The sequence below is a fragment of the Sphingomonas sp. PAMC 26621 genome (assembly GCF_000251145.1).
Lineage (GTDB): Bacteria > Pseudomonadota > Alphaproteobacteria > Sphingomonadales > Sphingomonadaceae > Sphingomonas.
This window is the reverse complement of record NZ_AIDW01000003.1, coordinates 20,327-44,596: the sequence shown is the minus strand read 5'-3', so window position 1 is coordinate 44,596 and position 24,270 is coordinate 20,327. Positions and strand designations below refer to the sequence as shown.

The window sequence follows — 24,270 nt, the reverse complement described above, 5'->3', positions numbered from 1 at the left end:
CGCTGCCCCCCCGAGCAACGCGGTGGTTCATGACGCGTATTTCTGCGGGGGACAATACTGAATGTTACGTTACCATAATAAAACGGGCGACCAACTGGCCGCCCGTTCGATCCGTCAGCACTGTGTAACGCTCAGAGCTTGCCGGTCAGCTCCGGCAGGATCTTGAACAAGTCCCCGACGAGGCCAATGTCCGCGACCTGGAAGATCGGCGCGTCCTCGTCCTTGTTGATCGCGATGATCGTCTTCGAGTCCTTCATCCCCGCAAGATGCTGGATCGCGCCGGAGATGCCGACCGCGACATAGACTTCCGGGGCGACGATCTTGCCGGTCTGGCCGACCTGATAGTCGTTCGGCGCATAGCCCGCGTCAACCGCGGCCCGGCTCGCACCCACGCCCGCACCGAGCTTGTCGGCGAGCGGATCGATCAGTTCATGGAACTTGTCGCCCGAACCCAGCGCACGCCCGCCCGAGACGATGATCTTGGCAGACGTCAGCTCGGGCCGCTCCGACTTGGCGATCTCGCTGCCGACATAGGTCGACACGCCGAGGTCGCCGGTCGTCGCGACCGCCTCGATCGTCCCGGTGCCGCCCTCGGTCGCCGCCTTGGCAAAGGCGGTGCCGCGCACGGTGATAATCTTCTTGGCGTCCTTCGACTGGACGGTGGCGATCGCATTGCCCGCATAGATCGGGCGCGTGAACGTGTCCTCGCTCTCGACCGACAGGATGTCGCTGATCTGCATCACGTCGAGCAGCGCGGCGACGCGCGGCGCGATGTTCTTGCCGTTGGTCGTGGCGGGCGCGAGGAACGCGTCGTGATCGCCCATCAACTGGACGATCAGCGGCGCGACGTTCTCCGCGAGTGCATGCGCATAGGCCGCGTCGTCCGCGACATGCACCTTGCCGACGCCTGCGATCTTGGCGGCTTCGGCGGCGACCGCGTCGACGCCCTGGCCGGCGACGAGCAGATGCACTTCGCCGAGCTGCGATGCGGCGGTGACCACGGCGAGCGTGGCGTCCTTGACGGTGGCGCCGTCATGTTCGACCCAAACGAGCGTCTTCACTTGGAAACTCCCATCGTCTTGAGCTTGGCAACGAGTTCATCAACGTCCGCGACCTTGACGCCGGCCGAGCGCTTGGCGGGTTCGACCACCTTGAGCGTGGCGAGCCGCGGGCTGACGTCGACACCGAAATCAGCGGGCGTCTTGTTCGCCATCGGCTTCGACTTGGCCTTCATGATGTTGGGGAGCGACGCATAGCGCGGCTCGTTGAGGCGCAGGTCGACCGTGATGATCGCTGGGAGCTTGAGCGTCTCGGTCTCCGACCCGCCATCGACTTCGCGCGTCACGGTGACGCTGTCGCCGGCGAGCTCGACCTTCGACGCGAACGTCGCCTGGCCGACGCCGAGCAACCCGGCGAGCATCTGCCCGGTCTGGTTGTTGTCGTCGTCGATCGCCTGCTTGCCGAGGATCACCAGATCGGGCTTTTCCTCGTCGACGATCGCTTTCAGCAGCTTGGCGACGCCGAGCGGCTCGACCTTGTCCTCGCTGACGACGAGGATGGCGCGGTCCGCGCCCATGGCGAGCGCGGTGCGGAGCGTTTCCTGCGACTTCTGCTCGCCGATCGAGACGACGACGATCTCGGTGACGCCCCCCCCGTTCTTGCCTTCCTTGAGGCGGATCGCTTCTTCGACCGCAATCTCGTCGAACGGGTTCATGCTCATCTTGACGTTGGCGAGGTCGACGCCGCTGCCATCCGCCTTGATGCGGGGTTTCACATTGTAATCAAGCACCCGCTTGACCGGTACCAGCACCTTCATCGGCTATCCCTTCCAAGGTCGATCACGTTTTCCGCCACGCGTAAAGGCGGTGCATCTGGCGGTCAGATGGCTATTTTCCGCGCTTTTCGCAAGTCCGGTATGGAAAAAGCGCGATGCCGTAGCGGCATTTGCGGGACGGAACGTGCCGATTCGGCCGCCGAACAGAAAAGGGGCCCGGACGTTGCCGTCCGAGCCCCCGTTTCATTGGTACCGTGGGTGGCTTACGCCGCCTTCTGGACCTCGGCGACGATCTTCTTGGCGGCATCGCCAAGGTCGTTCGCGGGAACGATCGCGAGACCCGAGGTGGCGAGGATTTCCTTGCCCTTCTCGACGTTGGTGCCCTCGAGGCGGACGACCAGCGGCACCGAGAGGTTCACTTCCTTCGCCGCGGCGACGATGCCCTCAGCGATGATGTCGCAGCGCATGATCCCGCCGAAGATGTTGACGAGAATCCCCTTCACCGCGGGATCGCTCAGGATGATCTTGAACGCCGCGGTGACCTTCTCCTTGTTCGCGCCGCCGCCGACGTCGAGGAAGTTGGCCGGGAACATGCCGTTCAGCTTGATGATGTCCATCGTCGCCATCGCGAGGCCGGCGCCGTTGACCATGCAGCCGATGTCGCCGTCGAGCTTGATGTAGGCGAGGTCGTACTTCGACGCCTCGAGCTCGGCGGGATCTTCCTCGGTCTCGTCGCGCAGTTCCAGCAGGTCTTGTGACGGAACATCGCATTGCCATCGAAGGCGACCTTGGCGTCGAGCACCATCAGCTTGTTGTCTTCGGTGACGGCGAGCGGGTTGATCTCGATCTGCTCGGCATCGGTGCCCATGAAGGCGTCATACAGCTTGGACGCGACGTTTGCGGCCTGCTTGGCGAGATCGCCCTTGAGCTCGAGCGCGGCGGCGACGGCGCGGCCATGATGCGGCTGGAAACCGGTTGCCTGGTCGATGTCGATCGCGTGGATCTTCTCGGGCGTGTCGTGCGCGACGGTCTCGATGTCCATCCCGCCCTCGGTCGAGGCGACCATCGACACGCGGCCGGTGGCGCGGTTGACGAGCAGCGCGAGGTAGAATTCCTTGGCGATGTCGACGCCGTCGGTGACGTACAGGCGGTTGACCTGCTTGCCGTGCTCGCCGGTCTGGATCGTCACCAGCGTGTTGCCGAGCATGTCGGTTGCCGCCGCGCGAACGTCGTCAGCGGTCTTGGCGAGGCGAACACCGCCCTTTGCATCGGGGCCGAGTTCCTTGAACTTGCCCTTGCCGCGGCCGCCCGCATGGATCTGCGCCTTGACGACGTAGAGCGGCCCGGGGAGCTTCTCGCAGGCTGCAACCGCTTCCTCGACCGACATGGCGGAGAAGCCCGCCGGAACCGGCACGCCGAATTTCGCCAGGAGTTCCTTGGCCTGATATTCGTGGATGTTCATGGGTTCGTGCCTTTCACGGGTCGAGTTTGCCTGTGCCTTAAGCACAGCGGGCGCGGTGAATCCACCCCTTGCAAGGCTCGCCTTCGCCGCGCGGGTCGCCTATGGGACGGTCATGTCGTGGATCCTCGGCCTCGCGCTGTGTCTGGTAACCGTCGTCGGGATGGAGGCGTTCGCCTATGCGGCGCACCGCTGGATCATGCACGGGGTCGGCTGGTTCCTCCACGCGAGCCACCATGCGCCGCGGACCGGCGCGTTCGAGCTCAACGACTGGTATGCCGCGATCTTTGCGGTGCCCTCGTTCCTGCTGATCTTCGGCGGGTTGCAGCTTGGCTGGTGGCCGGGCTGTGTGTGGATCGGGGCCGGGGTCGCGGCCTATGGCGCGATCTATTTCGGGTTTCACGACATCATCGTGCATCGCCGGCTGCCGACGCGCTATCTGCCCAAGTCCACCTATATGAAGCGGATCGTCCAGGCGCACCGGCTGCATCACGTGGTCGAGACGAAGGAGGGGAGCGTCAGCTTCGGGTTCCTCGTCGCGCAGCGGCCCGAGGCGTTGAAGGCGGAGCTGAAGCGGCGCCAGCGGGCGGGCGTGCGGGCGCCGGGGCGGCAGCGCGATCCGATTCACTGAGCGTTTTCGGGGCCGCGCACTCTCTCCTTCCGGCATCCGCAGGGAGGCAAGACCTCTGCAAAACCGTCCGTCATCCTGAACTTGTTTCAGGATCCAGCCCTCCGCGAGTCCGGGCTATGCCTGTTGCACGGTGGATGCTGAAACAAGTTCAGCATGACGGAAGTGGGGACGGGGTCACCCCGACCCTCAGTCGAACAGCGACGACACCGAGCTTTCGTCCGCGATCCGGCGGATCGCCTCGGCGAGCAGCGGCGCGATCGTCAGGTTGCGGATTCGCTTGGCGTCCTTGATCACCTCGTGCGTCCCGATCGAGTCGGTGATCACCAGTTCCTCGAGCGCAGATCCTTCGACCCGTGCCACCGCGCCGCCCGACAGCACGCCGTGCGTCACGTAAGCCGCGACCCCCTCGGCGCCCGCCTGCTTCAGCGCGGCGGCGGCGTTGCACAGCGTGCCCGCCGAGTCCACGATATCGTCGATCAGGATGCAGAAGCGGCCCTCGACCTCGCCGATGATGTTCATCACCTCGGACTCGCCCGCGCGCTCGCGCCGCTTGTCGACGATCGCAAGCGGGGCATTGTCGAGCCGCTTGGCGAGCGCGCGCGCACGGACCACGCCGCCGACGTCGGGCGAGACGACCATCAGGTTGCGGTCGCCATAGCGCGTCAGGATATCCGCCGACATCACGGGGGCGGCGAACAGATTGTCGGTCGGGATGTCGAAGAACCCCTGAATCTGCCCGGCATGAAGATCGACCGACAGCACGCGGTCCGCGCCCGCGACGGTGATGAGGTTGGCGACGAGCTTGGCCGAGATCGGCGTGCGCGGGCCGGGCTTCCGGTCCTGGCGGGCATAGCCGAAATACGGCACCACCGCGGTGATCCGCTTCGCCGACGCGCGCTTGAGCGCATCGATGCAGATCAGCAATTCCATCAGATTGTCGTTCGCGGGATAGCCGGTCGACTGGAGCACGAAGACATCCTCGCCACGGACGTTCTCGTGGATCTCGACGAACACTTCCTCGTCGGCGAAGCGGCGGACGCTCGCCTGGGTCAGCGGAATCTCGAGATAGGCGGAGATGTCGCGCGCCAAGGGCAGATTGGCGTTCCCGGTCAGAAGTTTCATGTGCGGTCGCCCTTTACTGCGTGACAAAATCGCGACTCCCTTAGAAGCGCGGGGCGGATCGCGAAAGGGGGCGGGGGACAAAGCGTCGCGCGCTTGCCCCGGCGCGCGGGGCTGCGTAGGCCGGAGGGATGACCGTCCGCACCCGTTTCGCCCCGTCGCCCACCGGGCACCTCCACGTCGGCAACATCCGCGCCGCGCTCCACAACTGGCTGTGGGCGCGTGCGCAGGGCGGGGAATTCTGGTTGCGGATCGACGATACCGATGCGGAGCGCAGCGAGGAACGCTTCGTCGACGCGATCCGCGCGGACCTGGCGTGGCTCGGGCTCGTGCCCGATGGCGAGGAACGGCAGTCGGCGCGGTTCGCGCTCTATGAGGCGCGGTTCGAGGCGTTGCGCGCGGCGGGTCGGGTCTATCCCGCCTATGAGACGGCGCAGGAGCTCGACCTCAAGCGCAAGATCGCGGCGGGGCGCGGGCTGCCGCCGATCTACGATCGCGCCGCGCTCGCGCTGAGCGACGCGGATCGCGCGGCGCTCGCGGCCGGGGGCGTCCAGCCGCACTGGCGCTTCAAGCTCGACCACGACACGCCGATCGTGTGGGACGACCTGATCCGCGGGGCCCAGAAGTTCGATGCCGCGACGATGAGCGACCCGGTGATCCGCCGCGCCGACGGATCGTGGCTCTACATGCTCCCCTCCGCGATCGACGATGCCGAGATGGGGATCACGCACGTCGTCCGTGGCGAGGACCATGTCTCGAACACCGCGCTCCAGTTGCAGATGTTCACGGCGATGGGGGTGACGGCACCCGCCTTCGCGCACGAGGCGCTGCTGACGGGGGCGGAAGGCAAATTGTCCAAGCGGCTCGGCTCGCTCGGCGTCGCGCATTTCCGCGAGATCGGGATCGAACCCGAAGCGGTGCGCGCGCTGCTCGCGCGGATCGGGACGAGCCTGCCGGTCGAGCCGCTGGTCGAGACGCAAGCGCTGGTCGAGAGCTTCGACTTCGCCAGGTTTGGCCGCGCGCCCGCGCGCTTCGACGAGGCGGAACTTGCCGGACTCAACGCCAAGATCGTCCATCAGCTCGATTTCGCGCATGTCGCCGAGCGGCTTCCGGCGGGGATGGGCGAAGCGGAATGGGCGGCGGTGCGGCCCAATCTGGCGACCGTCGCGGAAGCCGCCGACTGGTGGCGCGTGATCGAGGGCCCGATCACCGCGGAGCGCGACCCTGCCGATGCCGATTTCCTCGAGTCGGCGGCGCGCATGACCAACGTCATCGCCTGGGATGCCGACCCGTGGCACGCGCTGACCGCCGCGCTCAAGGCCGAGACCGGGCGGAGCGGCAAGGCGCTGTTCCTTCCGCTGCGCCGCGCGCTGACCGGGCGCGATCACGGGCCGGACATGAAGACGCTGCTGCCGCTGATCGGACAGGATCGTGCGCGGGAACGCTTGGTTGCGACATGAGACAATGTCTCTTGCGCCGTAAAGGTTATGATGTAACATCCTCCACAGCCCCGGCAGAGACCGGGCGGTCTTAGGTGGAGATGAGCGCATGTATGCAGAACGCTATTCCCGGCCCGGCGGACTCAATCCGGGCGGCGTCGCCTTCGCGCTTGGCGCAAGCGGCGTGCTGCTGTTCGGGCTTTCGCTGACCGCACCGCATTTCGTGCAGCACATCGTCCCGACGATCGAGGCGACCAACATCCCGCTCCCGACCGATCCGCCCCCGCCCGAACATCCCAAACCGCAACCGCCCGCCGCGCTGCACAGGACGATGACGCCGAAACCGATCGATCACGTCGAGGTCACCGATCCGCCGATCCCGATGACCACCAGCGGCCTCACCGGGGTCAATATCGATCTTCCGCCGATGGGCGGTACGGCGTCAAACACGGGCGAGACCGGGACCACCGGTACGATCCCGCTGCCGCCTCCGCCGGTCCTGACCGCAGCCCGGATCGACTCGCGCTATCGCGACTCGTTCCAGCCCGCCTATCCCGCCGACGAACGCCTCGCCGAGCATGAGGGCCGCGTCGTCGTCCGCGTGCTGGTCGGCACCGACGGGCGGGTGAAGCAGGTCGAGGCAATCATCGCCGCGTCGCCCGCGTTTCTGGAAGCGACCCGCCGCCAGGCGCTGACCAGATGGCGCTTCACGCCCGCAACGCGCGACGGCGTCGCGGTCGAGGCGTGGCAACAGATGGCAGTGCGCTTCCAGCTCGGGCAGGAATAAGGTCGGCGGCAGCGTCGGCGCCGCCACGCGATATCGGTCCGCATCCGGCGCCGGAAAGCGCCGGTGCGGCCTGGCGCCAAGGCCATATCGTTAACCATTGCTTCCTAGACCATGGGTGCCACCGGTTCGACCAGTGGCGCGACCAGGAAGCGCGAAATGACAGGTTTTCCCCCGAACCGAGCCGTGAGTCATCCGCTCGACACGCCGTTCCTGCTGTACGGCGTGCTGTGTTTCGTCGCCGGAATGGCGATGTACGTGACGGGCGTGCTACTCGTTTTCCCGCGCTATCTGCTCAACCTCCACGCGCTGCTCGATCCGGTCGCGGGATGGCTGGTGTGGTATAGCGGCGTACCGATCATGATCGGCATCGTGCTGGCGTTGTTCGATCTGCTCTACATGCACCAGCACAAGAAGCCCGATGTCCCGGTGCGCTATATTCCGGTGAAGCGACGGCGCGTCACCGTCGCGCTGACGGCGTATAACGACGAGGACAGCATCGCCGGCGCGGTCGAGGATTTCCTCGCGCATCCGCTGGTCGAGCGCGTCATCGTCGTCAGCAACAACAGCCACGACGCGACGTTCGAGCGGGCCGAGGCGGCTGGCGCGCTGACGTTCAACGAGGCGGCACCGGGCTATGGGCGCTGCGTGTATCGCTGCCTCAGCGAGGCGGTGAAGTTCGACGACACCGAATTCGTCGTCTTGTGCGAGGGCGACAGCACTTTCCGCGCGTATGACGTCGAAAAGCTGCTGGCCTATGCCCCGCATGCCGATGTCGTGAACGGCTCGCGGATCGTCGAGCCGTTGCGGCAGTATCTCACCCAGCTGACCGTCTTCATGTATTACGGCAATCTGTTCGTGGGGAAGCTGCTGGAAGCCAAGCATCTGGGGCGTGGCACGATCACCGATGTCGGCACGACCTATAAGCTGTGCCGTCGCGACGCGCTGATCGCGCTGCTGCCGCATCTCAACCCCGCGGTGAACCTCGAGTTCAACGCGCATTTCCTCGATACCGTGCTCCGCCGTGGCTTGCTGCTGCTCGAATGCCCGATCACCTTCCATGCGCGGATCGGACTCAGCAAGGGCGGCAACGTCAACAACTGGCGCGGCTTTGCGGTGGGGACGCGGATGATCTACGGCCTGCTGTCGGACTGGAAGCGCTTCGCATGAGCGGCGACTATCACGCATCCCGGCTGACCGAGGACCACCGCCGCGGGGCGGTGTGGCGGGCGTTGTGGCGCTATGTCTTCCGCCACCGCATCGCCGCCGACGCGTGCGTGCTCGATCTCGGCGCGGGCTATGGCGACTTCATCAACAGCGTCACCGCGCGCCGCCGGATCGCGGTCGACACCTGGGCCGGGCTGGCCGACCATGTCGCGCCCGGGGTCGAGGCAATCGTCTCCCCCGTGACCGAGCTCGGCGCGATTGCCGGTGGGACGGTCGATTTCGCCTTTGCCTCCAACCTGTTCGAGCATCTGCCGCAGGATGCGTTCGTCATCGCCTTGCGCGAAATCCGGCGCACCCTGTCGCCGCGTGGCACGCTGACGATCCTGCAGCCGAATTACCGCTACGCGTACCGCGAGTATTTCGACGATTACACGCATGTCGCGGTCTATTCGCACATCAGCCTGGCCGACCTGCTGACCGCGCATGGCTGGGAAGTAACCGAGGTGCGCCCGCGTTTCCTGCCGCTGACGGTCAAGTCGCGGCTTCCCGTGTGGCCGTGGCTGATCGGCGCCTATCTCGCCTCGCCGGTGAAGCCGATGGGCAAGCAGATGCTCGTCGTGGCACGCCCCCGGTGATCGCGGCGACGTCGCGGCGGGATTGGCGGCTGTGGGCGCTGCGGTTCGGGGTCGCGGTAGCAGTCACGCTACTCGCACTCGACCTCGTCCGGCTGATCGCTACCGGGTTGCGCGCGGTCCATTATGCGTATGATCTCGATTATGGCGAGGGGATCGTCTGGCAACAGATGATCAATATCGTCGCGGGCGCGGGCTATGCGCCGCTCGGCGTGTTCCCCGCGATCGTCTATCATTATCCGCCGGTCTATCACGTCGTCGTCGGCGCGGTCGCGCAGGCGTTCGGCAGCGACGGGCTCGCGACCGGCCGGATCGTTTCGTTGCTCTCGACGCTCGTCTCGATCGGGCTGGTGGGGCGTCTCGCCTTTGCGATGATCCCGGCGCAGGAACCGCGTCGCGTGCGGTTGCTGGCGGCGGCGATCGCGGGGGGATGCCTCGCATTGTCCCCGCCGATCCTCCACTGGTCGAGCCTGATGCGAGTCGACATGCTGGCGGGCGCGTTTTCGCTCGCCGGTCTCGCGCTGACGCCGGGGGCCGCGACCCGTCCGCTTCGGCTTGCGCTGGCGGCGCTGTGCTTCGTGCTGGCGATCTATACCAAGCAGACGTCGATTGCGGCCCCCGCCGTGGCGTTCGTCGCTTTGTGGCTTGCCCGGCCGCGTGCGGCGTGGACGCTGCTGGGATGGTGCGCAGCGCTCGGGCTTGGCATCCTGGCGGCGTTGAGCGTGATGAGCCACGGCGGTTTCCTGCGGCATACGCTGCTCTACAATCTGAACCGGCCCGATCTGTCGCGCGCGCAGATCGTGGCGTTCGCGATTCTGGTCCACATCAGCATCCTGACGATTGCCGCTCTGGGAGTCGTAGCGGTCTGTCGGAACCTGCGGTCCCCGACCGTCGCGGCGCTGCGCCTGAAACTGGCGGCCGACCCGGGTGCGTTCGCGGCGTTGCTGATGCTCGCCTTCCTTGTTCTCAAGACCGCGATGCTGCCGACGATCCTCAAGTCCGGCAGCAACGACAATTACCTGATCGAATGGCTCTACGCCGCCGTCGCCTTCGTCGGGATCGGCGTCGTGCCGCTGGTGGAGGCGGTATTCACCGGCAGTCGGCGACCATCGTTGCTGCTCGTCGCGATGATGGCGGTCGGGGTACCGATCCAGGCGTATCACATCCTGGTCGCCGGCACGCCGAACGACCTGTCGCGCTCCTACGCGCCGGTGGTCGAGCGGATCGCGCGGTCGACGCGTCCGGTCGTGTCGGATGACATGGTGCTGCTGATCCGCGGCGGCCAGCCGGTGCGGTGGGAGCCTGCGATCGCCGCGGAGCTCGGCCACGCGGGCCTTTACGACGAAGCCGGTTTCGCCCGGCTCGTCCGCGCGGGGAAGTTCGGGTTCTTCGCGACCGTCGGGGATCGCGGAGACCGGCTTTACGACGAACGCTACAATCCGGTGGTCGCGGATGCGATCGATGCGGCCTATCCCCGCCGCGAACGGTATCACGACCTGGTGCTGCACCTCCCGCGCTAGGGAAAAGGCAGCATCGGCGGGCGGGATGACGGTCACGGTCCCGCGCGGGACTGGCGCCGCCCCCCGGGCGCGCCTATCTTCGGGTCATGAAGCTCCTGCAATATTTCTCGCCCCGGCAGGCGTGGCGCGATGTCCGCTCCTTCGTGACGACGCGGCGACCGCACCAGCTTGGTTTCATGGGGGTCGCGCTCGCGCTGACGTACGTGATGATCATGGGCGTGATCTATGAATCGCGGATCCCGCCAAGCCGTATCACCGTGACATCATCTACGTGCAGAACTGGCGGCTCGACCGGACCAACGCGCAGATCATCGCGCAGCAGAAGATCGACAGCGTGGAGAAGGCCAAGCAGGACGCCGAACTCGAGCGGCTCAAGGCGGAACGCCGCGCGCAGTTCAAGAAGGTGAACGACGGGCTGAAGGCCTGGGGCATCTGATCGCATGGACGATTCCCGCTGGATCGACGCGGCGCTCGCGCTCGCGTCGCGCGGTCGCGGGCGGACCGCGCCCAACCCCAATGTCGGCTGCATCATCGTTGCGCCGGGAAGCGGGGGCGGAAAGGTCGTCGGGCGCGGCTGGACGCAACCCGGCGGGCGCCCGCATGCCGAGGCGATGGCGCTCGCGCAGGCCGGTGAAAAGTCGCGCGGCGCGACTGTCTATGTCACGCTCGAACCGTGCGCGCATGTTTCGCCGCGCGGTCCGGCCTGCGCCGATCTGCTGATCCTGTCGAACGTCGCGCGCGTCGTCGTCGCGCTGGAAGATCCCGACGCACGGACCAATGGCGCGGGGATCGCGCGGTTGCGCGACGCGGGAATCATCGTCGACGTCGGCACGGGCGAGACGGCGGCGCGCGCGCAGATCGCCGGTTTCCTTACCCGCCTGTCCGAACAGCGCCCGCACGTCACGCTCAAGCTCGCGCTGTCGCTCGACGGGGCGATGGCGCTCGACTCGGGCGCGAGCAAATGGATCACCGGCGCGGCTGCGCGCGGGCATGCGCATCTCGAACGCGCGCGGCACGAGGCGATTCTCGTCGGACGCGCGACGATCGACGCGGATTCGCCGACGCTCGACGTCCGGCTGGAGGGATTGGCCGAGCGGTCGCCCCGCCGCGTCATCCTGTCGCGCACGCCTGCGTTCGCGCCCGCCGACGGCGATTCGGCCGGCTGGGAAAACCTTGGCGCGCCCGAGGCGATCGGCGCGCTGGACGCGGTCGATCACCTGCTGGTCGAGGGTGGTCCGGCAACCGCCGCCGCGTTCCTCGCCGCCGATCTGGTCGACCGCCTGTTGCTGTATCGCGCGCCGATCCTGGTGGGCGGCGGGCGTACGTTGCCCGACATCGGATTGACCGACCTGGCCGACGCGCATGGCCGTTGGGCCTTGACCGATGCGCGTACCCTTGGCAGCGACCGGCTCGAGGTTTACGAACGCGTAAGGGGGCGCGTAAGGACCCGCACCGCCGCGGCAACGCCGGGCGCAAGAGGATAGAGCGATGTTCACCGGGATCATTACCGACATCGGCACGATCGACCGGATCGAGCAACGCGGCGACCTTCGCGTGATCGTGGCGACCGGCTATGACATGAGCGGGGTCGATCTCGGCGCGTCGATCGCGTGCTCGGGCGTGTGCCTGACGGTGGTCGACAAGGGCGTCAATGCAGACGCGGACTCGCCCGGCGGGTGGTTCGCCGCCGACGTCTCGGGCGAAACGCTGTCGCGCACCGCCGCGGGGCAATGGACCGAGGGCGCGACGCTCAATCTCGAACGTGCGCTGAAACTGGGCGAGGAGCTCGGCGGGCATATCGTGACGGGCCATGTCGACGGGATCGGCGAGATCGTCTCGATGACCACAGAGGGCGGGTCGCTCCGGGTGGTCGTGGCGGCGGGTCCCGAAATCGCGCCGTTCGTCGCGCCCAAGGGGTCGATCACGCTCGACGGCGTGTCGCTCACCGTCAACAGCGTCGAGGACGAAGAGGATCGCGTGCTCGTCGGGATCAACCTGATCCCGCACACCGCCGCGGTCACCACGCTCGGCAGTCTTCATGCCGGTTCGCCGATCAACATCGAGATCGACGTGCTGGCGCGGTATCTCAAGCGTATGGAGCATTATCGTGGCCGTTAACCCGACGTCCGGTCCCGAAGTCGCGCGGTTGCGCCATGGCTTCCTGTCTTCGCCGGAAGAACTGATCGACGAGGCCAAGAACGGTCGGATGTTCATCCTGGTCGACGACGAGGACCGTGAGAACGAGGGCGACCTCGTCATCCCCGCGCAGATGGCGACGCCCGAAAAGATCAACTTCATGGCCAAGCATGGCCGTGGCCTGATCTGCCTTGCGATGACCAAGAAGCGCGTCGAGGAACTCGGCCTCGGGCTGATGAGCCGCCACAATGGCACGCGGCACGAAACCGCCTTCACCACCTCGATCGAGGCGCGCGACGGCGTGACCACCGGCATCTCCGCCGCCGACCGCGCGCGGACCATCTCGGTCGCGATCGATTCGTCCAAGGGCAAGGACGAGATCGTCACGCCGGGCCACGTCTTCCCGCTGGTCGCGCGCGACGGCGGCGTGCTGGTCCGCGCGGGGCATACCGAGGCGGCGGTCGACGTGTCGCGGCTCGCGGGGCTCAATCCGTCGGGCGTGATCTGCGAGATCATGAACGAGGATGGCACGATGAGCCGGCTCGACGACCTGGTCGGCTTCGCGCAGCTCCACAACCTCAAGATCGGCACGATCCGTGACCTGATCGCCTATCGCCGCCGCCACGACCATCTCGTCGAGAAGCGCGCCGAAATGGCGTTCGAGTCGAAATGGGGCGGGCAGTGGAAGGCGATGACCTTCCACAACAAGGCGACCGGCGACGAGACGATCGCGCTGGTCAAGGGCCGGATCGACCCGACCAAGCCGACGCTGGTCCGCATGCACACCGCCTCCTATTTCGTCGACATGTTTGGCGAGCAGTCGCAGCGCTCGGGCCTGTTGTCGGGCGCGATGGAGGCGATCGCGGCAGAGGGGACCGGCGTGATCGTCGTGATCAACCGCCCGATGAAGGATTCGGTCACGCGCTTCATCAAGCTGCGCAGCGAAGGCAAGGGCGCGGGCGCGCCCGAGGTCGAGGAACTGCGCGATTACGGCGTCGGCGCGCAGATCCTCGCCGAGCTCGGGGTCGAGGAAATGGTCCTGCTGACCAACACGCATCACGCGCTCGTCGGGCTCGAGGGCTATGGCCTGTCGATCGTCGACGAACGTCCCATCCCCGGCACGGGCGGAGAATAATGGCCAAGATCCTCATCGTCGAAGCGCGCTTCTACGAGCATCTCAACGACCTGCTGCTCGAGGGCGCGCGCGCCGCGATCGAGCAGGCGGGGCACAGCCACGAGACGATCACCGTCCCCGGCGCGCTCGAGATCCCCGGCGCGGTCGCGCTGGCGGCGGACAGCGACCAGTATGACGGCTTCGTCGCGCTGGGCGTCGTGATCCGCGGCGAGACCTATCATTTCGAGATCGTCGCGGGCGAAAGCGCGCGCGGTCTGATGGCACTGTCGATGGACGGGCTCGCGATCGGCAACGGCATCCTGACCACCGAGAACGAAGCGCAGGCGCTGACGCGCGCGCGCAAGGACGAAAAGGACAAGGGCGGGGAAGCTGCCAAGGCCGCGCTTGCGATGATCGCGCTCAAGGAGCGGTTCGGCTGAGCCGAGCGTGGTTTCTACAGCACTCTGTATTCTGCACCCCTTACTCCGCTTCCCCACTCCCCCCACACTATGCTTCCCCGGCGAAGGCCGGGGCCCAGTCGCACAGGCTCTGGTAACGGGGCACAGTGTATGAACTTCTCAAGTTGCGCTCCTGGGCCCCGGCCTTCGCCGGGGGAGTGAATCAAGGGGAGAACAGTCTTCGCTTGGGAAGCGTATCAGAGGAGGCCTTCCCACCATCCCCCCGCTTACTTATACCGGTGTCAATAAGCGGGGAGAGCGACACGATGGCATACGCCCACACGTTCAAGGCCAATCCGCACTGGCTGCCCCGCCAGAAGCAATCCGCGATCCGTGCCATTCCCGGCGAGGATGGGCTTCCTTTCATCGGCAACACCTTCCGGATGCTGCGCGATCCCGGCGCGTTCGGGCGGCGGATGATCGCGACCTATGGCCCGGTGTTCCGCAACAATGCGTTCGGCGGCCCGACCGTGACGCTGGTCGGCGCGGAAGCGAACGAACTCGTGCTGTTCGACCGCGACCGCGTGTTCTCGTCCGAACAGGGGTGGGGGCCGCTGCTCAACCTGCTGTTCCCGCGCGGGTTGATGCTGATGGATTTCGAGAAGCACCGCGCCGACCGCAAGGTCATGGCGGTCGCGTTCAAGCCTGAGCCGATGCGGCATTATGCCGAGACGCTCAACGCCGGGATCGCGCGCGAAGTCGCGACCTGGGGCGATCGGCCGCTGCGCTTCTACGATGCGATCAAGGAACTGACGCTCGATCTCGCCGCCGAGAGTTTCCTCGGGATGCCGCTTGGGGAAGAGGCGAACCGGATCAACCAGGCGTTCGTCGACGAGGTGCAAGCGTCGATCACGCCGATCCGGATACCCTTGCCGGGATCGCAGATGCGCAAGGGCGTCAAGGCGCGTGCCTATCTGATCGACCTGTTCAAGCGCGAGATTCCGGCGCGGCGGGCGGGGCAAGGGCAGGACTTCTTCTCGCAATTCTGCCGCGCGACCGGGGATGACGGGGAACCGCTGTCGGCGGATGCGATCGCGGACCATATGAACTTCCTGATGATGGCGGCGCACGACACGATCACCTCGTCCGCGACCAGCCTTGTCATGCTGCTCGGGCGCAACCCCGAATGGCAGGAGAAGCTGCGCGCGGAGATCGCCGGGCTCGGTCTCAACGACGAGGGTGCGCTGCCCTATGGCCAGCTGGACCGGCTGGAGCTGACCGACATGGCGTTCAAGGAAGCGCTGCGAATGATTCCGCCGGTCCCGTCGTTGCCGCGGCGCGCGGTCAAGGACTTCGAATTCGGCGGCTATCACATTCCCGCCGGAAGCACGGTGAGCGTGAGCGTCGCCTATACGCACATGATGCCCGAGCTATGGCCCGAGCCGACGCGGTTCGACCCGCTGCGCTTCACGTCCGAGGCGGTCCGCGCGCGGCACAAATATGCGTGGGTGCCGTTCGGCGGGGGCGCGCATATGTGCCTGGGGCTCCATTTCGCAACGATGCAGATCCGAATTTTGCTGACGCACTTGCTAAGTCGGTACCGAATCGCGTTGGAGGAGGATGCGGGGGCGGAATGGCAAGCCTGGCCAATCCCGCGACCCAAGGACGGGTTGCCCTTGCGCTTCGTGCCGCTGGCACCCGGTCGCCCCGCGGACACGTAAAAGGACGACATGATGAAGCTCCTGGCCTTCGGCGAGATCCTGTTGCGGCTGTCCCCGCCCGGGCGCGAACTCCTGATGCAGACGCCCAAGCTCGACGTGTGGGTCGCCGGGGCCGAGGCGAATGTCGCGGGGGCGCTTGCGCGGCTCGGGCACGCCGTCGCCTTCGCCAGTGCGGTGCCGGACAATGACCTCGGGCGCGCGGCGATCGCCAATTTGCGCGGCGCGGGGGTCGATACGCGCGACATCCAGCTGCGCGGGGACCGGATGGGGCTGTATTTCGCGACCTCGGGTGCAGGGCTGCGCGCGACCGAAGTGATCTACGACCGCGCCGGGTCGTCCTTCGCCGAAATGCCGACCGAAGCGTGGGACTGGGACCGGTTGCTCGACGGGGTCGATCGGCTGCTCTTGTCGGGGATCACGCCCGCGCTCGGGCCGGTGCCTGCCGCGAGCGCGATCGCGGCGGTGGAGGCAGCGTCGGCGCGGGGCATCCCGATCGCGTTCGACGGCAACTGGCGCGGCAAATTGTGGGAGCGGTGGGATAGCGACCCACGCGGTATCCTGATGCAACTGGTTGACAAGGCGGACCTGTTGTTCGGCAACCACCGCGACATTGCGCTGCTGCTCGGCCGCGAATTCTCCTCTGATGGCGAGGAACGGCGGCGCGAAGCGGTCGAGGCGGCGTTTGCGGCGTTCCCGCGGCTCACGACGATCGCGTCGACCGCGCGGCATGTCGAGCATGTCGACCTCAACCGCCTGTCCGCGCGGGTCGATACCCGCGAGGCAAGCGCACAGACCGAGGAAGTGGTGATCGCGGGGATCGTCGACCGGATCGGCGGCGGGGATGCGTTCGCGGCGGGCGTGCTCCACGCGCTCCGCGGCGGTGGCGATCCGGCGGCGGCGGCGCGGACCGGGCTCGCGCTCGCCGCACTCAAGCATTCGTTGCCGGGGGATGCGTGTCTGTTCCGCCAGGCCGATATCGACGCCTATCTCGCGGGCGGGCTGGACGTACGGCGATGAGCGCGGAGTCGCCGATCCGGGTCGGGCTGATCGGCTACGGGCTGGCGGGGGCGTCGTTCCATGCGCCGCTGATCACCGCGCTCGATGCTTTCGCGCTGACGACCGTGGTGACGTCGCGCGCCGATTCGGTCGCGCAGGCGATGCCGGACGCGCGGGTCGAAAGCGACGTCGCGGCGGTGCTGGCCGATCCCGCGATCGACCTGATCGTGATCGCCGCGCCCGACGCGCAGCATGCGCCGCTCGCGCGCGCCGCGCTCGCGGCGGGGAAGCATGTCGTGATCGACAAGCCGTTCGTGACCGATCCCGCCGATGGCGCGGCGCTGGTCGCGCTGGCGGAAGCGCAGCGGCTGATGCTCTCGGTGTTCCACAACCGGCGCTGGGACGGCGATTTCCTGACGGTGCGCCGCCTGCTCGACGAAGGTGTGCTGGGCGAAGTCGCGCTCGCGGAATTCCGCTGGGATCGGTTCCGCCCGGCGATCAAGACCGGATGGCGCGAGACGCCGGGGGCGGGGTTGCTCAACGATCTCGGCCCGCATCTGATCGACCAGGCGGTCGAGCTGTTCGGGATGCCGGAGGCGGTGACGGGGGATCTCGCGAGTCAGCGTGGCGGTGCCGCGGTCGAGGATTATGTCGAGGCGACGCTGCACTATGGCGCGCGGCGCGTGATCGTGTCGGCGGCGACGCTGGTCGCCGCACCGCGCGCGCGGTTCGCGCTGCACGGGACAAGCGGCAGCTTCGTCAAATACGGGATCGACCCGCAGGAGGCGGTGCTGCGCGGCGGAGGCTCGCCGCGCGATCCGGGATATGGCGTCGATGCCGTTGCGGACCATGGCGTGCTGACGCTCGGCGACGGCAGCACGCGCACGGTGCCGAGCGAGCCGGGCGACTGGCGGGCCTATTATGCGGGCGTCGCTGCCGCGATCCGCGAGCAAGCGGCACCACCGGTCAGCGCTGGCGCGGCGCTCGACGTGATGCGCCTGATCGCGCTCGTGCGGCAGAGCGCGAGGGAAGGGCGGACGATTCCCTGTCCCCCAGGCGACGTATAGCGCTGGAACGCCTCGGCTTTCCCGCATCGCCCGGCAGAAATGACCGGACTGTAGTCGCTGGTGGCCTGACGACCGTCACCTCCACCTTAAGGCGGAGCGCGGAACTCTTGCCTACCCCCTCCGTTTAACGCTGGTGGAGGGCACCTCGTCGCTGTACCATAGGATGTCCCCCGTTGGAGGAGCGTCGTGATGAACGGAACCATCTTTTTCCGGGCCGACCACGAACTGATCGGCCGTGTGCTTGCAGAGAAATTGCGGCGTCGCATGGAACGATCCGATTTCCAGGATTGCGTCCGGATCGTGCCGTCGCGCCCCTTGGCATCATCGGACGCAGCGCCCGGCTTCGGTGAATGCCCGCCCTTCGGCCGATAATCGCCCGGCGACGCGTTACGCTGCGGTCAACCGCTGGTGATCGATGTGTGGCAACACGTGCCGCGCGAACAGATCGGCTTCGGCGGCATGCGGATAGCCCGAGAGGATGAACGCCGCGATCCCCATGTCGCGATACGCGTTGATCTTAGCGAGCACCTGATCGGGATCGCCGACGATCGCCGCGCCGCAGCCCGACCGCGCCCGGCCGACTCCGGTCCACAGGTTCGCCTCGGCATAGCCGTCGTCCGCGGCATTCTCCCGGAGCGCAGCCTGCGCGGCGACCCCGGCGGAGGTCGAGTCGAGCGATTTTGCGCGGATCGCGGCGCCTTCGGCGGCGTCGAGCTTGGACAACAACCGGTCGGCGGCGGTGCGTGCCTCCGCCTCGGTATCGCGGACGATGACGTGCGCGCGATAGCCGAACTGGAGCGTGCGGCCATAAGCGCCGGCCCGCGCGGTCATGTCGGCGATAATCGCGGCGACGGTTTCCTGCTTGTCGGGCCACATCAGGAACACGTCCGCTTCGCGCGCAGCGGCATCGCGCGCGTCGGGCGACAGGCCGCCGAAGTACAGCAAGGGTGCCTTGCCCGAGACGGTGCCGATCCGCGCCGGATCGAGCTCGAGCTTCCAGAATTCGCCGTCATGGTCGAGCGATTCGCCGTTGAGCAGCGTCTTGAGAATCCGCATCAACTCGACCGTGCGCGCATAGCGGGGGCCTGAGCCGAGCGTCTCGCCGGGCATATCTGACGAGATGATGTTGACCGTCAGCCGTCCGCCGAGCAGCCGGTCGATCGTCGCGATCTGGCGCGCGAGTTGCGGCGGCCAGCTTTCGCCGACGCGGACCGCCATCAGCAGCGCCATCCGCTTGAGCATCGGTGCGATCGCGGCGGCGAAGGCGGTCGTGTCGATCCCGAGCGCATAGCCCGAGGGAAGCAGGATATTGTCGAATCCGCCGGTTTCGGCCTGGAGGACGATGTCGCGGCAATGCTCCCAGCTCGACTTGAGCCTGGCATCGGGGACGCCGAGAAACTCGTAATCGTCGTCGCACAGCGCCGAGAACCAGCTGACCTCGCACGGGCTGCGGTCGGTCATGGCAGGCGTTCCCCGCGCGCGGCGATCAGCACGTCATACCAACTCTGCCGCGTGAAGCGGACCTTGTAGACGTCGGCGATCTCGCCGATTCGGGCGACATTCTGCGTGCCGACGATCGGGATCGCGCGCGCGGGGTGCGCCATGATCCAGGCATAAGCGGCCGCGGCGCGCGATACGCCGGCCTGCTCGGCGACCACGTCGAGCGCAGCAGCGACCGCCTTCGAGCGATCATCCTCGGGCGCCCCGATCCGCCCGCCGCCCAGCGGCGACCAGGCGAGCACCGCATGGTCGCGTTCCATCGCGAGATCGAGCAGGCCGGTCTCGATCGGCCCCAGTTCGAGCGGCGAGAGTTCGGGCTGGAGGCTCGCGAGCGGGATTGTGAGGAACGCCTCGAGCGCGCGGATCTGCGGGATCGTGAAGTTCGAAACGCCGATCGCGCGGACCTTGCCCGACGACACCATCTGCTCGAGCGAACGCGCCAGTTCCTGCGGGTGCGTGAGAATATCGGGGCGGTGGATCTGGTAGAGATCGACCTGGCCGACCCCGAGTCGCGTCAGCGAGTCCTCGAGCGCCTTGGTCAGATAGGCGGCACTCTGGTCGTAGGGGACCGGCGGAAGGATCCCGCCCTTGGTCGCGAGCACCATCCGGTCCCGCAGGGCGGAGTCGTCGGCGAAGACCTTGCCGAGCAGCGACTCGGCATCGCCGAACCCGTCGGTGCCGTTGAAGCCGTAGATGTCCGCGGTGTCGAACAGCGTCACGCCCGCCGCGAACGCCGCGTCGATCAGCGCGCGCCCTTCCGCCACGGTGGACTGGCCGAAGCGCCACATCCCCCAGGCTACCGGGCTGACCATCAATCCGCTCTTGCCGAGCGGACGCAATTCGGGTGTAAGAATGATCTCAGACATCGTTGTCATATAGAGGCGAAGACCTTGGCAGAGCAAGTGCGTTACGGGCTGGTCGGCACCGGCATGATGGGGGTGGAGCATATCACCAACCTCGCGATCACGCCGGGCGCGGTGGTGACTGCGCTGGCCGATCCGGCGGAAGGCTCGCTAAGCTGGGCGCGCGACGCGCTGGGCGACCGTGCGGGCGAGGCGACCGCGTTCGACTCGGTCGAGGCGCTTGCCAGCAGCGGCCTGTGCGATGCGGTGATCGTCTCCAGCCCGAACTATACGCATCGCAGCGTGCTCGAACCGTTGTTCGACGCCGGTCTCCACATCCTGTGCGAAAAGCCGCTCGCGACGACGCTGGACGACTGTCGCTGGATCGTGGAGCGCGCAGACCGCAGCGACCGCGTGTTCTGGACCGCGATGGAATATCGCTACATGCCGCCCGCCGCCGCGTTCATCGACGAGATCCGCAAGGGATCGATCGGCCGGCTGCAGATGCTGTCAATCCGCGAGCACCGCTTCCCGTTTCTCGTCAAGGTCGCCGACTGGAACCGCTTCAACCGCAACACCGGCGGGACGATGGTCGAAAAATGCTGCCATTTCTTCGACCTGATGCGGCTGATCACGCAGAGCGAGGCGGTGCGCGTCTATTGCTCGGGTGCGATGGACGTGAACCATGTCGACGAAACCTACGGCGGCGAGCGGCCCGACATCATCGACAACAGCTACACCACCGTCGATTTCGCCAACGGTGTCCGCGCGATGCTCGACCTGTCGATGTTCGCGGATGGCGCGGAGAATCAGGAGGAGATCACCGCGGTCGGCGACACGGCGCGGCTCGACGTGTTGATTCCGGAAGGCGCGCTGGTCCATTCGCCGCGCGTCGGGTTCCGTAATCCCAAACAGGCGACGCGGCGCGTGGTCGAGGTCGATCAGGCCGCGCTCGATGCGGGGAGCCATCACGGCTCGACCTTCTACGAGCATCAGCGGTTCAACGCAGCGGTGCGCGGCGCGGGGCCGGTCGAAGTGACCGCGCGCGACGGGATGCTCGCGGTCGCGATCGGAACGGCGGCGGAGATCAGCGCGCGCGAGAAGCGCGTGGTGGAGATGAAGGAGCTGGGGTTCTGAGGAACGAAGTGATTGCCTCTTCCCGTTCGTTTCGAGCGAAGTCGAGAAACCTGTGCTGTGCCGGGTTTCTCGACTTCGCTCGAAACGAACGGGTGGGGTAAGGTGCCACTACGGCGACAAGCGCAGCTTTACGCCGGGCAAGACTGACAGCGGTGTCCGGGACCGCAAAAGATCAATACCCACCAAAGAAGTGGGAATATCGCACACGGGAGGGAATGATGATGACCAAGGGACGTTATCTCGCGGGGGCCGCCGGCTTCGCGCTGTTCGCCGCGACCCCGCTCTGGGCGCAGACCGCCGCCCCCGCGCCGGACCAGAAGCCCGCGCCGGTCGCCGAATCGACCGCGCCCGTTCCGAATGCCCCCGACGAAGCGCCCCCCGGCGACATCATCGTGACCGCGCAGAAGCGCTCCGAACGGCTGCAGGACGTGCCGGTCGCGGTCAGCGTCATTTCGGGCGACGCGCTCGCGAGCCAGGGGAAGGTCAGCCTCGAGGGCGCGCAATATCTCGTTCCCACGCTCAATTTCCTCAAGTCGGGGACGACGCTCAACCAGTCGCTGTTCCTGCGCGGGGTGGGGACGTCGACCTTCTCGATCGCGGGTGAACCGTCGATTTCGACCGTCGTCGACGGCGTTGTCTTCGCGCGCGCGGGCGAGGCGTTCGGCGATCTGGTCGACGTCGACCAGATCGAGGTGCTGCGCGGACCGCAGGGCACGCTGTTCGGCAAGAACGCGAGCGCGGGCGTGATCAACATCATCTCCAAGAAGCCGACCCGGACCTTCGGCGGCTATGTCGAGGCGGGGTTCTTCACCGACAGCGAATATCGTGGGCGCGCGGCGATCAACGTGCCGCTGGGCGACAGCGTGCGGTCGCGCTTGACCGGCTTCTACACCAATTACGACGGCAACATCCGCAACACTGCCGTGAACAAGATCGTCAACGGCTTCGAACATTATGGCGGGCGTCTGCAGGTCGATGCGGATGCCGGGCCGAACGTGAAGCTCGCGTTCATCGCGGATTATCACCACAACAACGACGATTGCTGCGCCGAGGTGATCGCCACCGGGCCGATCAACACCGCGACCGGTGCTGTCGTCACCAACCCGTCGTCGGGCGTGCTGCCGACCCCGCGTGGCGCCGATACGCGCTCCATCGCGCAGGATCTGGTGACGCGGACCAAGGAGACCGGCTACGGCTTCTCGCTTCAGGCGGACATCAGCGCAGGGACGCAGACCGTCACCTCGATCACCGCCTATCGCAACTACAAGAATACCGAGATCCGCGACGGCGATTTCCTGCCGGGGGCCTATGTCGGGTTCAACCAGCTTCACGATTTCGGGCCGCAGACCGGCGATACGTTCAGCCAGGAACTGCGACTGACCTCGCCGGGCCACCAGTTCCTGACCTATGTGCTGGGCGCCTATTATTCGCGCGCGGCGAGCGAGCGGATCTTCACGCGCAACGACGTGGTCTGCAACACGACGCCGGGGACGACCCCCAACCCGCTGGTGCCGTGCGGCAGCGCCGGTGCGCCGCGCACGACCTCGCCCACCGGCACCGCCGATTTCGGGTCGGTGTTCAAGAACATGGCGCTGTTCGGCCAGGGCACGCTCAATCTTGCGGAGCGATTCCGGCTGATCGGGGGCCTGCGCTACACGGTCGACCAGCTCGACGTGTTCCATTCGCGCGTGACCGCGCTGGCCGGACCGGGGATCAACCCGAACTTCGACCAGGGCGTGTACAACAATGGTCTCGGCGGCGGCGTCTCGAACGGCATCCCGTTCCGGGCCAAGGCGACCAACGAGAACCTGTCGGGCAAGGCGGGCGTGCAATATGACATCAGCCACGGGTCGACCGCATATGCGACCTTTGCGCGCGGCTATAAGGGGCCGGCGTTCAACGTCTTCTACAATCTGACCGCTACGGGCACGAACACGATCGCGCCCGAGACGTCCGATTCGTATGAGGTCGGGCTCAAGAACACCTTCTTCGACGGCAAGCTGACGCTTAACCTCGCGGCCTATTATGCGAAGTACCGCAACTTCCAGGCGAACAACCCGGATCTTGTCGCGGGCGTGGTGGTCACGCGCTTCACCAATGCGGGCGACGTGTCGACGCGGGGTGGCGAACTCGACGCGACGTTCCGGCCGATCCGCGACCTGAACTTCACCGGCGGCGTCGCCTATACCGATGCGCATGTCGACCGGTTCAGCGCGCCGCTTGGCGCGGCGGTGGTGCCTGCGGGGACGCCGCTCGGCTTCGCGCCCAAGTGGAAGGGCAATCTCAGCGCGGACTATCGGGTGCGGACCGGCGGGGTCGCGGATATCTTCCTCGGCGCACAAGGGTCGTATCAGAGCAGCGAGCTCGGGCTGTTCTCGGCGGATGCGGTGCAGCGGCGGCTGGGGACGATCGGGGCGTACGGGTTGGTCAATCTGAGCGTCGGGCTGGCCACGCCGGACGATCATTACAAGCTGACCTTCCAGGTGCGGAACCTGTTCGACCAGAGCTTCGCCGCGTCGATCATCAACGGCGGGGCGGGGCAGGCGTATCGCTACCAGATCCCGCGCGATGCGGACCGGTATTTCGGCGTGACCGGGCGGGTGACGTTCTGAATGCTAGATCCTCCCCGGGACGGGGAGGGGGACCGCCAACCTCCTTCAGGCTGGTGGTGGAGGGGGGCTCTCCGCGAGCGGAACGCGTGTGGCGAGAACCCCTCCACCATTCGCTAAATGCTCATGGTCCCCCTCCCCGCGCGGGGAGGATTAGCGGTTCTGCGCCTTGTTCTAACGCGCAGGCGGGAGTCCGGGTTACAGCCGTGGCCCCGGTTACACGGC

At 66.9% G+C, this 24,270-nt stretch carries 21 protein-coding genes and 1 pseudogene; 16 read left to right on the top strand and 6 right to left on the bottom strand.

Translation table 11 applies throughout. The annotated features are described in order from the left end of the window. Positions 1-131: 131 nt before the first annotated feature. From RI03_RS00235 to sucC, 3 genes and pseudogenes are all read right to left on the bottom strand, one after another. Positions 132-1,061, bottom strand: a complete 930-nt coding sequence (locus tag RI03_RS00235; protein WP_010214397.1) for an electron transfer flavoprotein subunit alpha/FixB family protein — start codon at positions 1,059-1,061, stop codon at positions 132-134. After that, a complete protein-coding gene (locus tag RI03_RS00230; protein WP_010214396.1) occupies positions 1,058-1,816 on the bottom strand; it encodes an electron transfer flavoprotein subunit beta/FixA family protein in 759 nt (252 codons plus the stop codon). Before RI03_RS00230 ends, RI03_RS00235 begins: the two co-directional genes overlap by 4 nt. Positions 1,817-2,037: 221 nt before the next feature. Then, positions 2,038-3,236: pseudogene (gene sucC / locus RI03_RS00225) on the bottom strand (ADP-forming succinate--CoA ligase subunit beta). A gap of 112 nt (positions 3,237-3,348) precedes the next feature. On the opposite strand from sucC, the gene RI03_RS00220 reads away from it, so the two are divergent. Further along, on the top strand, positions 3,349-3,864 hold the full coding sequence (locus RI03_RS00220) for a sterol desaturase family protein (protein WP_026046327.1): 516 nt from the start codon (positions 3,349-3,351) through the stop codon (positions 3,862-3,864). Between the two features lie 186 nt (positions 3,865-4,050). Here the strand turns inward: RI03_RS00220 and RI03_RS00215 are convergent, their stop codons facing one another. Beyond that, positions 4,051-4,986, bottom strand: a complete 936-nt coding sequence (locus tag RI03_RS00215; RefSeq protein ID WP_010161649.1) for a ribose-phosphate pyrophosphokinase — start codon at positions 4,984-4,986, stop codon at positions 4,051-4,053. A 128-nt stretch (positions 4,987-5,114) separates the two neighbouring features. Between RI03_RS00215 and RI03_RS00210 the strand changes: the two genes are divergently transcribed. The 13 genes from RI03_RS00210 (at position 5,115) to RI03_RS00150 (ending at position 17,957) form a co-directional block, all read left to right on the top strand. Continuing rightward, entirely contained in the window at positions 5,115-6,443 is a 1,329-nt protein-coding gene (locus RI03_RS00210; protein ID WP_010214395.1) for a glutamate--tRNA ligase, read from the top strand. Positions 6,444-6,531: 88 nt separating this feature from the next. Continuing rightward, positions 6,532-7,209: a TonB family protein gene (locus tag RI03_RS00205; RefSeq protein ID WP_010214394.1), complete on the top strand. Its 678-nt coding sequence runs from the start codon at positions 6,532-6,534 to the stop codon at positions 7,207-7,209. A gap of 156 nt (positions 7,210-7,365) precedes the next feature. Continuing rightward, the gene (locus RI03_RS00200) at positions 7,366-8,376 is read left to right on the top strand and encodes a glycosyltransferase (protein WP_051007218.1); all 1,011 of its coding nucleotides are present in this window, start codon (positions 7,366-7,368) and stop codon (positions 8,374-8,376) included. Continuing rightward, positions 8,373-9,008, top strand: a complete 636-nt coding sequence (locus RI03_RS00195; RefSeq protein WP_010214391.1) for a class I SAM-dependent methyltransferase — start codon at positions 8,373-8,375, stop codon at positions 9,006-9,008. Before RI03_RS00200 ends, RI03_RS00195 begins: the two co-directional genes overlap by 4 nt. After that, the gene (locus RI03_RS00190; RefSeq protein WP_010214390.1) at positions 9,005-10,525 is read left to right on the top strand and encodes a hypothetical protein; all 1,521 of its coding nucleotides are present in this window, start codon (positions 9,005-9,007) and stop codon (positions 10,523-10,525) included. The genes RI03_RS00195 and RI03_RS00190 overlap by 4 nt, the downstream gene beginning before the upstream one ends. A 271-nt stretch (positions 10,526-10,796) precedes the next feature. Continuing rightward, positions 10,797-10,961: a hypothetical protein gene (locus RI03_RS24425; RefSeq protein ID WP_238542178.1), complete on the top strand. Its 165-nt coding sequence runs from the start codon at positions 10,797-10,799 to the stop codon at positions 10,959-10,961. 4 nt (positions 10,962-10,965) lie between these two features. Next, positions 10,966-12,009, top strand: a complete 1,044-nt coding sequence (ribD, locus tag RI03_RS00180; RefSeq protein WP_010214389.1) for a bifunctional diaminohydroxyphosphoribosylaminopyrimidine deaminase/5-amino-6-(5-phosphoribosylamino)uracil reductase RibD — start codon at positions 10,966-10,968, stop codon at positions 12,007-12,009. A 4-nt stretch (positions 12,010-12,013) separates the two neighbouring features. After that, positions 12,014-12,643 carry a riboflavin synthase gene (locus RI03_RS00175; RefSeq protein WP_010214387.1) on the top strand — a complete coding sequence of 210 codons (630 nt, stop codon included), beginning with the start codon at positions 12,014-12,016 and terminating at the stop codon, positions 12,641-12,643. Further along, positions 12,633-13,796: a 3,4-dihydroxy-2-butanone-4-phosphate synthase gene (ribB, locus tag RI03_RS00170; RefSeq protein WP_010214386.1), complete on the top strand. Its 1,164-nt coding sequence runs from the start codon at positions 12,633-12,635 to the stop codon at positions 13,794-13,796. The genes RI03_RS00175 and ribB overlap by 11 nt, the downstream gene beginning before the upstream one ends. Continuing rightward, the gene (gene ribH, locus RI03_RS00165) at positions 13,796-14,215 is read left to right on the top strand and encodes a 6,7-dimethyl-8-ribityllumazine synthase (RefSeq protein ID WP_010161659.1); all 420 of its coding nucleotides are present in this window, start codon (positions 13,796-13,798) and stop codon (positions 14,213-14,215) included. The genes ribB and ribH overlap by 1 nt, the downstream gene beginning before the upstream one ends. Before the next feature lie 284 nt (positions 14,216-14,499). Continuing rightward, positions 14,500-15,894: a cytochrome P450 gene (locus RI03_RS00160; protein ID WP_010214384.1), complete on the top strand. Its 1,395-nt coding sequence runs from the start codon at positions 14,500-14,502 to the stop codon at positions 15,892-15,894. Between the two features lie 9 nt (positions 15,895-15,903). Next, the gene (locus RI03_RS00155) at positions 15,904-16,911 is read left to right on the top strand and encodes a sugar kinase (RefSeq protein WP_010214383.1); all 1,008 of its coding nucleotides are present in this window, start codon (positions 15,904-15,906) and stop codon (positions 16,909-16,911) included. Beyond that, entirely contained in the window at positions 16,908-17,957 is a 1,050-nt protein-coding gene (locus RI03_RS00150) for an oxidoreductase (RefSeq protein ID WP_010214382.1), read from the top strand. Before RI03_RS00155 ends, RI03_RS00150 begins: the two co-directional genes overlap by 4 nt. A 387-nt stretch (positions 17,958-18,344) precedes the next feature. Here RI03_RS00150 and RI03_RS00140 read toward each other — a convergent pair whose 3' ends face one another. Beyond that, positions 18,345-19,418: an LLM class flavin-dependent oxidoreductase gene (locus RI03_RS00140; RefSeq protein WP_010214380.1), complete on the bottom strand. Its 1,074-nt coding sequence runs from the start codon at positions 19,416-19,418 to the stop codon at positions 18,345-18,347. After that, a complete protein-coding gene (locus RI03_RS00135; protein ID WP_081504178.1) occupies positions 19,415-20,323 on the bottom strand; it encodes an aldo/keto reductase in 909 nt (302 codons plus the stop codon). The genes RI03_RS00140 and RI03_RS00135 overlap by 4 nt, the downstream gene beginning before the upstream one ends. A gap of 36 nt (positions 20,324-20,359) precedes the next feature. On the opposite strand from RI03_RS00135, the gene RI03_RS00130 reads away from it, so the two are divergent. Together RI03_RS00130 and RI03_RS00125 are read left to right on the top strand one after the other, a co-directional pair. Further along, the gene (locus RI03_RS00130; RefSeq protein ID WP_010214377.1) at positions 20,360-21,436 is read left to right on the top strand and encodes a Gfo/Idh/MocA family protein; all 1,077 of its coding nucleotides are present in this window, start codon (positions 20,360-20,362) and stop codon (positions 21,434-21,436) included. Positions 21,437-21,651: 215 nt separating this feature from the next. Next, a complete protein-coding gene (locus RI03_RS00125) occupies positions 21,652-24,048 on the top strand; it encodes a TonB-dependent receptor domain-containing protein (RefSeq protein WP_010214375.1) in 2,397 nt (798 codons plus the stop codon). The last annotated feature ends 222 nt before the right edge of the window (positions 24,049-24,270 follow it).